The following is a 14029-nucleotide window of genomic DNA, read 5'->3' as shown; positions in this document are numbered from 1 at the left end:
CCAGACTGCTTAGCTTCAAAAGATTAGTATGTAAGCTATGTTGAAACCAGAAGACCATATCCTATCTTGGACGAAATCACCTTTTTCATCGGAAATCCAGAATGAAGCCAAAAAGGCTTATGAAGATTGGCAAAAAGGCGAATCCTCGGAACTCGTAGATGCCTTTGCCGTTCCACTCACTTTTGGAACCGGCGGGATTCGAGGAAAGATTGGAAATGGAATCGGCAAGATGAACCTCTACACTGTAGGTCGTGCCGCTCTTGGTTTTATCAGCTACTTAAGGGACACAAAAAAAGATGCCTCGATTGTCATCGCTTATGATTCCAGAAGGCTTTCTAAAGAATTTGCCGAACTATCTGCAGGCATTGCCGCCAAACTTGGAGTTAAAGTTTATATTTTTCCTAAGGTAACTCCCACCCCACTTCTCTCTTATGCCATTCGTTATTACAAAGCCAGTGGTGGAATTGTCATCACAGCTTCCCACAACCCACCAGAATACAATGGATTCAAAGCCTATCTTGCAGATGGAGGACAACTCGTTCCCCCGGATGATTCTCTCATCATAGGGAGAATTAGTAATATCAACGATTGGTCAGAAGTTCCTCTTGTGAAAAAGACTGATAAAGAATATAAAAAATTAGTGAAACCTGTCGGACCTATTGTATTCAAAACCTATTTAAAAGATTTAAAACAAGCAGGAATTCTTTCTTCCGTAAAACCAAAAACAAGAAATAGTTTAGGAATCGTATACTCTCCGTTACATGGAACTGGCGGAGACTATATGAAAGAAATGTTAAATTTCTTTGGATACAAATCTGTATTTTTGGTTCCGGAACAAAAAAAACCGGACGGGGAATTCCCAACAGTGAAGTATCCAAACCCGGAAGAAAAAGAAGCCCTCGCCTTATGTGAGTTTTATGCCAAAAAGAAAAAGGCAGCCACCTTTATTGCGACCGACCCCGATGCGGATAGACTTGGAGTGGGAGTCCGTCGTGCGGACGGCGAGTATGAATACCTAAACGGAAACCAAATTGGTTCCATTATGGCAGCTTACCTTTCCGAAAGAAAAAAATCGAAAACCAAAACCTACCATTTGGTAAAAACCATAGTTACTACGGACTTACAAGAAGCCATTGCCAAAAAGAATGGAATCAAAATTAAGAATGTACTTACGGGATTCAAATACATCGCAGAAGAGATGAAACAAATTGAATCCAAGAAAAATAACATATTCTTGTTTGGTGGAGAAGAGTCTTATGGATACCTACCCGTACCTTTTGTTCGGGACAAAGACTCGCTATCGAGTGCCTTACTTTTTGTGGAGATACTAGCAGAAAAAGGGGATCTACTTTCTTATTTAGAATCCATCTATTTAAAATACGGATTGTACAGGGAAAGTTTGTATTCTTTAACCTTGGAAGGAAGTTCTGGTCAGGACAAAATCAAAAAGTCCATCGAAACATTACGCACGGAGAACCTAATTGGAAAAACAATTGGCGGACGTAAAGTAGTAGGAGTTCTTGATTACGAAATCCAAAAAGCACAAGGGAAATCAAAGGTTTCCGTTTTTAAAGGAATGCCTAAATCCAATGTCATCCAAGTGGAGTTGGAAGGAAATGCCAAACTCACCATTCGTCCCTCGGGAACAGAACCCAAGGTAAAGGTATACTCCAGCTTTGCTTCCTTAAAAAAACCAAAAAAACAAACAGAGATCCCATCCCTTTGGGAATCTTTAGGGAAAGAAATTTCCTTAGCAGAAACAGAATTTTTACAACTGGCAGGACTAAAATGAGTAACGAAACCAAAACCAAATTTGAAGAAATCAAAAAACTTTCTGACAAATACCTTTTAAACACATACAACCGTTACCCCATTGCTTTTACCTATGGTGTCGGTGAGATGATCTTTGACCAAGATAACAAAGGTTATATTGACTTCCTGGCTGGAATCGCTGTGTCCAATTTAGGACATGGGGAAGCGGACCTAATTGAAGCGATGCGCAACCAAATGGACAAAATCCTCCATTCCTCCAATCTCTACTACTCCGAAGACCAAGCAAAACTTGCCGAAGTCATTATCGAAAATAGTATTCCCGGAAAAGTATTTTTATGTAATTCGGGAACGGAAGCAAACGAGGCTGCCTTCAAACTCATGCGTAGACATGGAGTGAAAAAAAATATCGATAAACCGGTTATTCTTGCCCTCCACTCTAGCTTTCATGGTAGAACCCTTTCTGCGATGACGATGACAGGAAATGAAGCCGTTCGTTCTGGATTTGGAGAACTCGCATCGGATGTCTACTTTGTAGAAGCCAATAACGAAGACTCTCTCATTCAAGCCTTTGACCAATACGGTGAGTCCATTGCTGGAATCATTATGGAACTCATCATCGGCGAAGGTGGTGTAGTACCACTCAGTCAATCCTTTGTGAACTTAGCACGTAAACTCACAGAAGAAACAAACTCACTTCTTGTTTTCGATGAAATCCAAACAGGGATGGGACGAACAGGAAAGATGTTTTGTTTTGAACATTACGGAATGTATCCGGATGCCTTCACTCTTGCCAAAGCACTCGGTTCTGGATTTCCTATCGGAGCTCTTATTGTTGCCAAAGAATACGAAACTGTTTTGGAACGTGGGATGCATGGATCTACCTTTGGTGGAAATCATTTGGCTTGCGTGGCGGCTTTCGAAACATTCAAAATCATTTTGTCTCGTAATCTTCTGGATCATGTCTCCACGATTTCAGAACAAATGTTTGCAAGGTTGAAAACCATGATGGAATCCACGGGAAAAATCAAACAAGTGAGAGGACGTGGTTTACACATTGGTGTGGAATTGTATTCCGAATCCAGACCCGTTGTTGAAGAATGTTTGAAACGTGGCCTTGTTGTGAATAGCACCGCAGGGAATGTAATTAGAATTATACCTCCACTCATCTTAAGCATAGAAAAAGCAACAGAAGGATTGGATATTTTAGAATCAGTATTAAAGGATATGAAATGAAAAAAGTAGCAGTACTCGCCGGTGATGGAATTGGTCCAGAAGTTATGGATGTGGCCTTGACTGTGGTCAAAAAAGCATTAGGAAATAAATCTTCAGAATTTAGCTTTGAACATGCATTAGTTGGTGGAGCGGCCATTGACGCCACAGGATTTCCACTTCCCGAAGAAACTTTGAAACTTTGTGAATCATCCAGTGCCATATTTTTTGGATCCGTCGGTGGACCAAAATGGGAAACACTTCCTCCTGACAGACAACCAGAACGCGGTGCCCTACTCCCTTTACGTAAACATTTTGATTTATTTGCAAACTTAAGACCTGCGATCATTTATCCGGAACTCAAAAAAGCAAGTCCCATCCGTGGAGATATCATTGGAGATGGACTTGATATTTTAATCCTAAGAGAACTAACTTCTGGAATCTACTTTGGAAAACCAAAAGGCAGAGAAGGAAGTGGGCCAGAAGAATTTGCCTACGACACAATGAGATACTCTCGTCGCGAGATTGAACGAATTGCACGCACAGCCTTTGATGCGGCAAGAAAACGAAATAAAAAAGTCACAAGTATCGACAAAGCAAATGTTCTCACGACCTCAGTGTTATGGCGAGAAGTGGTTGTGGCCCTCCACAAAGCTGAATACTCTGATTGTATTTTAGAACATCTCTACGTAGACAATGCAGCGATGCAGCTCATCGTAAAACCAAAACAATTTGATGTGATGCTTTGCGAAAATATGTTCGGAGATATCCTTTCTGATGAAGCTTCCATCATCACAGGATCGATTGGTATGTTACCTTCCGCTTCTCTTTCCGAATCTGGATTTGGTCTTTATGAACCATCCGGCGGATCGGCTCCAGACATTGCAGGCAAAGGAATCGCAAACCCCATAGCACAAATCCTATCGGGTGCCCTAATGCTCCGTTACTCTTTTGGGTTAGAAACAGAGGCTGTGGCCATCGAAAATGCAATCCGAACGGTTCTAAAAAAGGGATTCCGCACGGGAGATATCGCCGAAGAAGGCACATCTGTCCTCGGTACAAAAGAAATTGGTGTTGAAATCGAAAAGGCACTTGGATAAACTACGGAGGACATCATGCAAGCAGGCATCGGACCGACAGGCAGACCTTATCAGATTCTCATCGCAGAGAATTCCAAATTTCAATCCAAACAACTCCAACAGATTTTGGAATCAGAAGGTTTCAAAATCATTGGAATTGCCGAGACGGGAAAAGAACTTTTACAAATGTACAAGGACAATCGCCAACAGATTGATCTGGTTACGATTGAAATTTTCCTTCCTGAGGTCGATGGATATGCAGCTTTCTGGGATATGAAAGAAATGGGAGTACTTCCAAGGATTCTTTTTATCTCTGAAGAAAATACCCCTTCGGTGATCAAAGCCCTTCTCGAAAATGGAGCGATGGACTATATCGTAAAACCTATCAAACGAGAAAAGATCCTAGAAAAAATCAAAGAAACGCTTCTTAAGATTCCCAAAGTATAAAGTTTAAATTGCGGCCCTCTTCTTTTGCCCTATGGCTAAAGTAAAGAGGGCTCTTGTAAACATTGATACGAGAATTTCGAATCACAATCGAAGTCCCAAATCGCTCCCTAACTCTCCTCTCAATCGCAAGACCAACATCGAGTAAAAACTTACCCAAGGCTTTGGGTCGACAAACCTCTTCTCCTAAAGGAAGGAAATGTGCGGCGACATCTCCCCCTACTTCATAATCCTCCGCTTGGATATAAGGTCCAATTTCCATATGAAGTTCTTCTAGTTCGTAACCCAAACGAAGAATCTCTTCCAACATCCTTTCTGTAATTCCAAGACTGGTTCCCTTCCAACCGGAATGAACAATCGCAATAAACGGTCGTTTGTGGGAATAAATAAAGACAGGAACACAATCTGCTGTTCGAACCACAAGTAAGGTGTTTGGCGATTCAGTATACAACCCATCCCCTTCAGCGATTAAATCGGGACTGGTTGTTTCTGACAAAGGAGGAATGGAATGGATGGTATTTCCATGAACTTGATTGAGTGTGGCAACCTGAAGGGAGTTATTTTCCCATTCCCGACCAACCCAGTTTTTCGCATATCCCTTCCATCCTTCGGGAGTGTTCGGATAGGATGGGAATTCATTCCGCAAACCTTCTAATGTCTGTTTACCGACAGTTCCCCATTTGATTTTTCCATAATTTGTAGAGATAACTTGGGAATATTCCATTAGTAGTTTCCAAAAGATTTTGTTTGGTTCAGGTCCCAATGGTTTGTTTGGAAGGTCTCAAATAAATTCGCGCAGTCCCAACCTTCCCGAACACAAAGTTTCTGAAATTTATTGGGATCGTAAGACCAAATATAAAAACGAAGGGGATGAGCTCTCCAAGTGTATTGGACGAAGGGTAAGTTTGTCCCATGAAGGCGGTTGTCGAGAAGGATATCTATCTTACGATCGACCAAATCTGCCTTTTCTAGTTCGCTCTCATGTCCGATCCTTCCGCGGTTTGTAATTTTCTTTTTTGCAAATTCCCGATCGGTAAGACCAGATTCCGCTTCAAAGGCATAGGCCGGTCTTAGATAGTAAACGAAATGAGCCTGGGCTCCAAAAAAGGCGACTCGGAAATCGGAAAGTGAATCTAAATCATAACCATCTGTTCTGACCAGATGGTCTTCATAAAACGCCCGTTCTTCGCCAATCCCATGCCAATAGGGAATCCGAACTCCATTTACCTTCAATGGATCTATATAAACTGCCGTAGACAAAATAAAGAAAAAGGAAACAAGGAGCCGATTCTTTGCATATAGATTGATTAAAAAATTAGATTCCTTTGACTGAAACCGAGAATTCATATCCCAATCATGAATTTGTAAAAAGGCTAAATAAGATAAATACGGCAAAATCGGAATCCAGAACCGATTTCCCATAAAATCCCCACCCACATACAAAACGTACAAAATGTATAACAATACAGAAGAAGTAAGAAACCGAAGTTCCTTCTGGTCACGAATGGATTTGTAAATTTGTATCCCCGCGAGAACTAAAACCAAAAGATAAAGTGGATAGGATTTAATTAGGTAGAGGAAATAATACAATCCCTGTAAAAAGTAAGCCCCTTTATTTCCTTTGGCATAGAAGGTATTGGGAAATATGTCCTGATAATAGAAATACCGAAACCCCAAAAAAGATAAAAACAAAACTCCGAAGGCAATGGGTGGCCCATACTTTTTACGAAAAAACCAATGGAGAGAAGCTAAAAACAAAAAGAGGGCCCCTTCTGGACGAACCAAAGCCGAAAGTAAAAAGATGGGAAAAAGTAAGTCACTTTCCTTTTTCCATAACAATAAACCGTAAGAGACTAAGAATGTAAATAGAGAGGTCTCAAGTCCAGAACTAGCAAAAATAAAGAGATGGTAGAATAAACTCAAATGGACAATGAGAAGTGGATAAACTCTTCCAAGAGAAACTCGATTTTCCTCTCGAAAAAAAACAAACAAAGTAGAAAGATAAAAGAAAATTCCAAGGCCGATGGAGAGAATCTGTGGTTTGATGCCCATAACAAATCCCAAGGAAAGAAGAATGGTCCATAGAAAATTGGTATACCCTTCTACCCTCTCTCCCCAATGAAAAACAAGACCCAAACCTTCATAAAGATTTCTCGCATAGACAAAACTAATATAAGCATCATCACAAATCCACCTCCAAGTATAGGCTTGGTAGAATCCAAATAGAAAAAAGAAAGCAGAAAGGATATAAAAGGATAAAAGATTTCTTTTCAGAAATAACATAAATTAGTCCAATTCAAATGATTTGATAAACTCTTCGATGATTTGGATATGATCCATCTCAGGTGTTGGATTCTCTTCAGAAGGTTCATATAAGTAGTCGTCAAATACGTGATAGTCGAAAATCTTCAATTCAAAATCAGGAAGAGTGATGATGATGTTTTCGGCATGGATATCAAAAATCAATTTTTCTTCTTCTGCTAAAAATTTGGTCACTTGGATCACACGATTGAAATCAACAGCAATTTTTTTTAGTTTGGATTTAGAGATCACTCCAAACCGATGAGAGTCAAAATTCAATTTCCATTTTGGGAAGAGTTTATCTAAAATCGGATTTTGATCCAATTTTTCATTCCGTATGGTAAATTCTTTTAGATGTTTTCCCGCAAGTAGTGGTTGTTGGTCACAAGGAGTGAGTGTGACATTGGGAATTCCAAAGGGATTGTTTCGAACTCGTAGTCCCATAAAAAATCGTGTCGGAACCACCAAATCAGGAATGAGAGATTTTAATTTCCAATAATGTAATCTTTCTAAACCCAAACGTTTGAATTTAAAATCGATTTCATCTTTTTTAGAATCTCTCGAAGTTTGGCTTTTTAAATAATCACGTAACTCGATCTCCTCTGGTTTTAAAAACCGAGCGAGATCTCGCCCTACTTCCTTAAAAAGAGTTCCAAAAATTACATCAGAAGGTAACTTTGATTTTCCAATTTTGACCACTTGGTTCCAAGGAAGTTTGTAAACAAATTTGTAAGAACCTCGGCCTATGTATCCATCCTTGGAGAGTGGCATAAAGTTATCCAAAAACTCACGATCATACCGATAGGTGATACGAAATACATGAGATACAGGGAAAAGTTTTTCGTAAAGATTACGAAAAAAACCAGACTTTCTTAATACTTCATCAACAGGAAGGTCTTCAAGAGGAATGGGGATTTCTTTTTTATCAGGATCGACAAACAGTTCTTTGTCGAGGCCCTTTTCTAATAACTCCAAAAACTGGGGAATTTTTCCCCAGTTTGGATATTGGTTCCAGAGTTGGCTGATCTTATCTCGGATTCCTTTGATTGGACCTTTTTTTTCTTCCACTTCTAGATTCTACTTCCAACGAACAATAGCTTCGTAATCAGTGAATTTTTCTTTTTTGGAAAATGCTTCGGATAACTTTTTATCTTTTTCTTCATCATACCACCAGTAGTCCGAAGAAAAACTTTCATCTCCATATTTACCAAGAGGTAAACTAGGAACCCCATATTTTTGCCAATACAGAAGACGGGTACTTGGCAGGTGCCATAACAAAACATAAGGATATTCTTTATAGACAATCCGATCGATTTGTTTCAAAATTTCATTTCGTTTAGAAACAGAAAATTCAGTTTTTTGTTTTTCGATGAGTTTGTCGACTTCACTCTGTTTGAATCCGGGTAGGTTCGGTTGGCCTTCTTCATTGGCATATTTAGAAAGCCATTGTGATTCTGGATCTTTGAAGATTCCCGATCCCCAAGCAGCCCAAGTCATATCAAAATCATATTTGTCGACTCGTTCGCTCCATGCCGCTAAATCTAAAGTATCGATGGACGCACGGATTCCGACTTCCTTTGCCTTCTCCAAAAAAACGGTGAAATACTTTTCTGTTTTTTTATCTCGGTCTAAGATAGAGAATTGGAATGGTTTTCCATCTTTTTCTAAAATTCCTTCTCCATTCGGTTTCCAACCCGCTTCCGCAAGTAGTTTCCTTGCTTTTTCAATATTGAATTCTATGGGTTGGTTTGGATTTTTTTCACCACCTAAATAAAAGTCAGGATAATAACTGTTCGTTGGATCATATTCACCATACGCAAGTTTATCGATCATGAGTTTACGATCCACAAGTAGGTTCATTGCTTCTCTCACTCGTTTGTCAGAGAAAATAGAACGCCTTGAGTTCATGGCCCAACCTTGGAATCCAATGGGTTTTAAATTGAAGATTCTTTGTTTAGCAATCCAATTGTTATCAAAAGGTTCACCCTTCGCTTCCTCTACCCAAACAAATGCGGAATACACAGGATAGATATCAATATCACCTTTTTTGAAGGCTTGGAGGGCAACGGCTTCTTCGTTATACACTTTATAAACAATTTGATCAAAGTTGTTTCGTCCCTCATTAAAAGGATAAGCTCTTTGCCACCAGTCCCCTCTCCTTTCCAACTTGATGTAACGGTTCTTTTTTACTTCCGTAATTTTGTATGGGCCAGACACAACAGGGAATTCCATATTCTCTTTATTGAAATCTTTTCCTTCAAAATGGTGTTTGGGTAGAATGAAAATAGAAGAAGCAATATCATTGAAGTTATTCCAATGCACTTCTTTTGCTTCAAAAACAATGGTTAGGTCATCTACTTTAACAGGTTTTAGAAAACGAGATAAGGAGACTCGGAAGACCGCAGTTCCATTTTTCGGATTCATGATGGTGTCATAAGTAAAAATAACATCATCGGCCGTAACGGGTTTGTTATCCGACCAACGAGCATTCGGATCCAAATAAAAAGTAAATTTCTTCTTATCGGGAGAGATCTTCCAATCTCTTGCTAAATGAGGAATGGTTTCCAGAGTGAGGGGATGGTAACCTGTGAGAGGTTCATACAAACTAGTAAAGATGCGAGCTGTGGTTGTAAATTGATCCAAATAATAGTTCAGCGATTTTGGAAACTGATGAGAATAGATTCGGATCTTTCCGCCTTTTTTTGCTTTGGGGTCAGCTACTGGGTTTTTCAAACGGAGGGCATTCGGAATCGAAGCCACATCCCCTTGCCAAGGTATATCGTTTACCTTAGATAAGGATTCTTTTGTATCTTCTTCAGAACAATTTAAGGCTAAAACCATTGACAAAAGTCCTGTCAAACCAACCAAAACTATCTTGCGTAAGGAGGAACTATACTTGAGTAATTGAACTTTGTTATGAAACATCCCTTCCATCAAATCCATTTGTACGAGATAGGCTCAAGGCTTTTTTGTACAAAAATGAAGGAACCATTGGAATCTCTGATTCCTACTCTGGAAAAAACCCCACCCTTTCCATGGGCCGATGAAATTTGGCTGATGGGAGTCTGGAAAAATAGCCCCAAGTCCGGGTCCATTGCACGGTCCATGCCAGGACTCCAATCAAACTACCGCGCCGTGAAACAGTCAGTGCATCCAGAAGATATCTACGGATCACCTTATTCGGTTTTTGACTATATTCCAGACTCACTGGTTTCCCAAGAGAAGGATCTAACAAAGATCCACGGTAGAATCAACAAACTGGGGAAAAAACTCATCCTCGATTTTGTGCCCAATCATATGGCTGTTGATTCTCCTCTAATAGATGCCCATCCTGATTTATTTTTAATTGCGAATGATTCCGTCTCTTTTCAAAATTCCTTCCTACATCCCAATGGGAACGTCTATGTTCACGGCAGAGATCCTTACTTTGATGGTTGGACGGACACTATTCAATGGGATTTTGCAAACCCAGGTGTAGAAGTTAAACATATTGAGATTTTAAAAAATATCGCCAAACAATGCGATGGTGTTCGTTGCGATATGGCGATGTTACTCCTTCCCGATGTTTTTGAAAAAACTCATGAAAAAAAATCTGTCTACAACTGGGCCCACGTGATCCAATCGGTTCGAGTAGAATTTCCCCATTTTAAATTTTATGCAGAAGTGTATTGGGGACTAGAAGAAAGACTTCTACAATTGGGATTTGATGCTACCTATGATAAGTCCCTCTATGATGCTTTTGAAAAACAAAACTTCGGATTTGTTTCTGAAAATCTAAGGAACAATTCTAATGTAAAGAAAATACGATTTATCGAAAACCATGATGAAGAAAGAGCCAAACACCAATTTGGTGAAAAATCCAAGAGTTATTTCACTCTTCTTTCCGCATCGGAAGGCACTTTATTATTCCACTCAGGGCAAGAACTAGGACTAAATAAAAAAATCCCTGTCCAAATGGTCCAAACAGATGAAGAAGAAAGGGATTCGACAGTAGAGGAATTTTATATAAGAGCCTTTGCTGTGATTTCGAAACGAAGACCAGAGAGTTTTGTTTTATGGCCAAATTACAAAGAATTCAATGGGAACTCCGTGTTTATCAAATCCATCCAAACGGGGAATCGAACAGAAATCATTTTATGGAATGAACAAAACTTCGAAGTGTCTGGATGGATTCCCTTCCAAGAAGGAATCCTATTCCAAGATACACTCCTCGATTTAGTGAGCGGACAAAGTTTTCCCCAAAACCCTTCCGAAGAAGGGATTTACTTCAAACTTTTACCAAACGAAGTGCAATGGTTTATTTTTTAACCCTTTCCGCAAAAACCACACCCTGGATCATTCGCAAGTTTTCCAAAATTTCTTTTAATTGGTCCAAATGATCCACTTCTAACATAAATTTGGCGGTAAGAGTTCCATTGGGATGTGATGAGGCACCAGCTTCCAAAATATTTGTCTCTGTGCTAGAAATGGATTCCACCATAGACAAATAAATTCCTTGTACATCCTTTGCACGCACTTCAATTTGAATCGGAATCGGTTCCCCTGGCCCTTCCCAACGAACGGGAATGGTTTTCATCCACTCGAGTTGTTTGGTTGCCGTAGAGCAGTCCTTTTTATGAACACTCACTCCTCTACCTCTTGTGATAAAACCTATGATTTCATCTCCAGGGATAGGTGTACAACATGATGCTACCCTTACAGGAACATCATTCCAACCTGCAACAGAGATTCCAAATTCTTTAGATTCTTCTTGGTGAGGATGGGCTTTATTCGGTTTTTTGATTTTAACTTTTTTGATTTCTTTAATGGTGTTTTCATCAATTGCCGGTGTTGATGTTTCCAAAACAGAACCAATGGTTTCTCTTTGTGAATCCTCTTGTAACTTTCGAAAGTAAGCACGTAACTTCTGTCTGGCGCCCGATGTTTTTACAATCCGTAACCAAATCGGCGATGGTTTGGAATTTTTTTCCGTAATGATCTCGACCTGATCCCCAGACTTTAGCTCCGTACGAAGTGTAACCATTCTCCCGTTGACTTTTCCACCGCGAGCATGAAGGCCAACATCTGTATGAATCCGAAAAGCATAGTCAAGGACAGTAGCACCTTTTGGCATTTCGATAATCTCACCCTTGGGTGTAAAAACAAAGACTTCATCTTCATGCAGATCATACTGAAGTTCTTCCATAAATTCTTTCGAATCTAGACTTGGGTCTTGCCAAGACTTCAAAATCTCTAACCATTTCATTCGGAAGGCGTTTTCTACACCATTCTGCAAAATTACGGAAGTTTTCGTAAGACTAGTGGATTCTTTATAAGCCCAGTGGGCAGCCACACCATTTTCGGCAATGGCATTCATGTCCTTGGTTCGGATTTGTACTTCCATAGGACGGCCATCTGGCCCAAAAACAGTTGTGTGCAGAGACTGGTATAAGTTAGTTTTGGGTGTGGCGATATAATCTTTGAACCTACCGGGAATGGGAGTCCAAAGTGTATGCACAATTCCAAGCACTCCATAACAATCTTTAATTTCATTGGTGATGATCCGAAGAGCTCGAAGGTCAAAGATCTCTGCAAATGATTTTTCTTTTGTCACCATCTTTCGATAAATGGAATAAAAATGTTTGGCTCGACCATCGAGGCGAGCGTCAATACTTATCTCGGCTAACCTTTGCTTGAGGATAATTTTTATCTTTTCAATGTATTCATCACGTTCCGACTTTTTGGCCGATACACGCTTTTTAATTTCTTGGTAATCCTCAGGGTGTAAGGACTGAAAAGCTAAATCTTCCAACTCAAACTTAACTTTATAAACACCCAACCTTCCCGCAATAGGGGCATACAAGGATAAAACTTCTTTGGCTATTCGTTTTTGTTTTTCTTCTGGTTGGAATTTCAAAGTACGAACGTTATGAGTTTTATCAGCTAGTTTAATTAACATCACTCGCACATCTTTGATGGTAGCAAGTAACATCTTACGAATATTCTCTGCGGCTTCCGTTTCTTTGGATTGAGATTTGATTTCAGAAATTTTGGTAACACCTTCTACCAGTGCGGCAATATCATCTCCAAATTCCCGTGTCATCTCCTCTTTGCTGTAACTTGTGTCTTCCACGACATCATGCAAAAGACCGGCGGCAATTGCCCTTTCATCCAAACCAAGTTCATCCAAAACAGAAGCCACATTCATGGGATGAATGATATATGGTTCACCGGACAAACGTTTTTGCCCTTCGTGCATTTTTTCTGCAACGTTGTATGCTTTTTCTATGAAGTTAGCTTTTTCGGGACCAAGTCTTTTCTGGACAGCATCGAATAACTCTTGTTTGTCCTTTATATCTTGATACAATCCCATTATTTGATATCCAAACTTATATCTAAAAACTTAACAGTATGAGTTAAATATCCCATACTCACACCGATGTCTTGGAAACGAGAAAGAAACTGTAACTTTTCTGGGGTGATCCCACCAGAACATTCAATACGAATTTGTGGAGAATTTGTTTTAATTTTTTGGATGGCTTTTTCGGTATCTAAATCAGAAAAATTATCTAGTAAAATGATATCAGGATTTGACTGCATAGCTTCATCCAATTGAGAGAGACCATCAATTTCTAGTTCTATTTTTTTCCCTGGATTAGCATTTCGAACAATTTGCACAGCGGACTGGATAGATCCAGCTTTTGCTACATGATTGTCTTTGAGCATAGCCATTTCAGACAAATTCAATCGGTGGTTAGCACCACCTCCAGTGTAAACTGCATACTTAGCTAACTTTCTATAACCAGGCAATGTTTTCCTTGTATCTAAAATCAGAAGGTTAGGAAACTCTTTTGCCACCTTACTTGCATTTGTTGCAATCCCAGAAAGGTATTGAATAAAATTTAAAAGAATCCGCTCCATTTTCAAAACAGAAACAAGAGACCCTTCCAAAGAACCGATGACCGTTCCCCGAGAAAGAACTGCCCCATCAGAAAGAATGGGTTTCCAAACTACACTGGCATTTGTTTTTTGTATGAGACAAGGTAAAACAGCAAGGCCACACAAAACACCTTCCTCTTTTGCAAGTAACTCTGCTCTGCAAATTTCATCAGAACGGAAAAGAGCATCGGTTGTGATATCACCGGCTGGTAAATCTTCCTCTAAGGCAAGGGTGACCAGTGACTCAAAGTCTTTCTCCGAAATTTCCGTAACAGGTGTTGTATATCCTCTTATCATATCATCCT

At 39.7% G+C, this 14029-nt stretch carries 11 protein-coding genes; 5 read left to right on the top strand and 6 right to left on the bottom strand.

Annotation, left to right across the window (positions count from 1 at the left end; all coding sequences use genetic code 11):
• Nucleotides 1–37 precede the first annotated feature (37 nt).
• Genes JWG41_RS16695 through JWG41_RS16680 form a run of 4 tightly spaced genes read left to right on the top strand, consistent with a single transcriptional unit; the run spans nt 38 to nt 4508 of the window.
• A complete protein-coding gene (locus JWG41_RS16695) occupies nt 38–1792 on the top strand; it encodes a phospho-sugar mutase (protein ID WP_205270954.1) in 1755 nt (584 codons plus the stop codon).
• Complete coding sequence (locus tag JWG41_RS16690) at nt 1789–3006, top strand: aspartate aminotransferase family protein (RefSeq protein WP_205270953.1); 1218 nt, start codon at nt 1789–1791, stop codon at nt 3004–3006. The genes JWG41_RS16695 and JWG41_RS16690 overlap by 4 nt, the downstream gene beginning before the upstream one ends.
• Nucleotides 3003–4082, top strand: coding sequence for a 3-isopropylmalate dehydrogenase (gene leuB / locus JWG41_RS16685; RefSeq protein ID WP_205270952.1), 1080 nt, complete (start codon nt 3003–3005; stop codon nt 4080–4082). The genes JWG41_RS16690 and leuB overlap by 4 nt, the downstream gene beginning before the upstream one ends.
• A 15-nt stretch (nt 4083–4097) precedes the next feature.
• Nucleotides 4098–4508 (top strand): response regulator, encoded by a 411-nt coding sequence (locus tag JWG41_RS16680; protein WP_205270951.1) that lies wholly within the window; start codon nt 4098–4100, stop codon nt 4506–4508.
• On the opposite strand, the gene JWG41_RS16675 is transcribed toward JWG41_RS16680, so the two are convergent.
• From JWG41_RS16675 to JWG41_RS16660, 4 genes are read right to left on the bottom strand one after another with little or no spacing between them, the layout of a single operon-like run.
• Nucleotides 4489–5229: a purine nucleoside phosphorylase YfiH/LACC1 family protein gene (locus JWG41_RS16675; RefSeq protein WP_205270950.1), complete on the bottom strand. Its 741-nt coding sequence runs from the start codon at nt 5227–5229 to the stop codon at nt 4489–4491. The genes JWG41_RS16680 and JWG41_RS16675 overlap by 20 nt on opposite strands.
• Nucleotides 5229–6788, bottom strand: a complete 1560-nt coding sequence (locus tag JWG41_RS16670) for a hypothetical protein (protein ID WP_205270949.1) — start codon at nt 6786–6788, stop codon at nt 5229–5231. Before JWG41_RS16670 ends, JWG41_RS16675 begins: the two co-directional genes overlap by 1 nt.
• A gap of 3 nt (nt 6789–6791) precedes the next feature.
• Entirely contained in the window at nt 6792–7853 is a 1062-nt protein-coding gene (locus tag JWG41_RS16665) for a hypothetical protein (RefSeq protein WP_332461309.1), read from the bottom strand.
• Nucleotides 7854–7883: 30 nt separating this feature from the next.
• Complete coding sequence (locus JWG41_RS16660) at nt 7884–9731, bottom strand: extracellular solute-binding protein (RefSeq protein ID WP_205270947.1); 1848 nt, start codon at nt 9729–9731, stop codon at nt 7884–7886.
• A gap of 54 nt (nt 9732–9785) precedes the next feature.
• Here JWG41_RS16660 and JWG41_RS16655 point away from each other — a divergent pair, with 54 nt between their 5' ends.
• On the top strand, nt 9786–11114 hold the full coding sequence (locus JWG41_RS16655) for an alpha-amylase family protein (protein ID WP_205270946.1): 1329 nt from the start codon (nt 9786–9788) through the stop codon (nt 11112–11114).
• Here the strand turns inward: JWG41_RS16655 and JWG41_RS16650 are convergent.
• Nucleotides 11104–13158, bottom strand: a complete 2055-nt coding sequence (locus JWG41_RS16650; protein WP_205270945.1) for a RelA/SpoT family protein — start codon at nt 13156–13158, stop codon at nt 11104–11106. The two genes, JWG41_RS16655 and JWG41_RS16650, sit on opposite strands and share 11 nt — an antisense overlap.
• On the bottom strand, nt 13158–14021 hold the full coding sequence (nadC, locus tag JWG41_RS16645; RefSeq protein WP_205270944.1) for a carboxylating nicotinate-nucleotide diphosphorylase: 864 nt from the start codon (nt 14019–14021) through the stop codon (nt 13158–13160). Before nadC ends, JWG41_RS16650 begins: the two co-directional genes overlap by 1 nt.
• Nucleotides 14022–14029 lie beyond the last annotated feature (8 nt).

It is taken from the genome of Leptospira chreensis (genome assembly GCF_016919165.1).
GTDB classification, from domain to species: domain Bacteria; phylum Spirochaetota; class Leptospiria; order Leptospirales; family Leptospiraceae; genus Leptospira_A; species Leptospira_A chreensis.
This window is presented reverse-complemented; position numbering and strand designations above follow the sequence as displayed.

Coding starts and splice junctions, on each gene's coding strand:
- JWG41_RS16695 (WP_205270954.1), top strand. CDS start 38: ATGTTGAAACCAGAAGACCATATCCTATCTTGGACGAAATCACCTTTT.
- JWG41_RS16690 (WP_205270953.1), top strand. CDS start 1,789: ATGAGTAACGAAACCAAAACCAAATTTGAAGAAATCAAAAAACTTTCT.
- leuB (WP_205270952.1), top strand. CDS start 3,003: ATGAAAAAAGTAGCAGTACTCGCCGGTGATGGAATTGGTCCAGAAGTT.
- JWG41_RS16680 (WP_205270951.1), top strand. CDS start 4,098: ATGCAAGCAGGCATCGGACCGACAGGCAGACCTTATCAGATTCTCATC.
- JWG41_RS16675 (WP_205270950.1), bottom strand. CDS start 5,229: ATGGAATATTCCCAAGTTATCTCTACAAATTATGGAAAAATCAAATGG.
- JWG41_RS16670 (WP_205270949.1), bottom strand. CDS start 6,788: ATGTTATTTCTGAAAAGAAATCTTTTATCCTTTTATATCCTTTCTGCT.
- JWG41_RS16660 (WP_205270947.1), bottom strand. CDS start 9,731: ATGTTTCATAACAAAGTTCAATTACTCAAGTATAGTTCCTCCTTACGC.
- JWG41_RS16655 (WP_205270946.1), top strand. CDS start 9,786: ATGAAGGAACCATTGGAATCTCTGATTCCTACTCTGGAAAAAACCCCA.
- JWG41_RS16650 (WP_205270945.1), bottom strand. CDS start 13,158: ATGGGATTGTATCAAGATATAAAGGACAAACAAGAGTTATTCGATGCT.
- nadC (WP_205270944.1), bottom strand. CDS start 14,021: ATGATAAGAGGATATACAACACCTGTTACGGAAATTTCGGAGAAAGAC.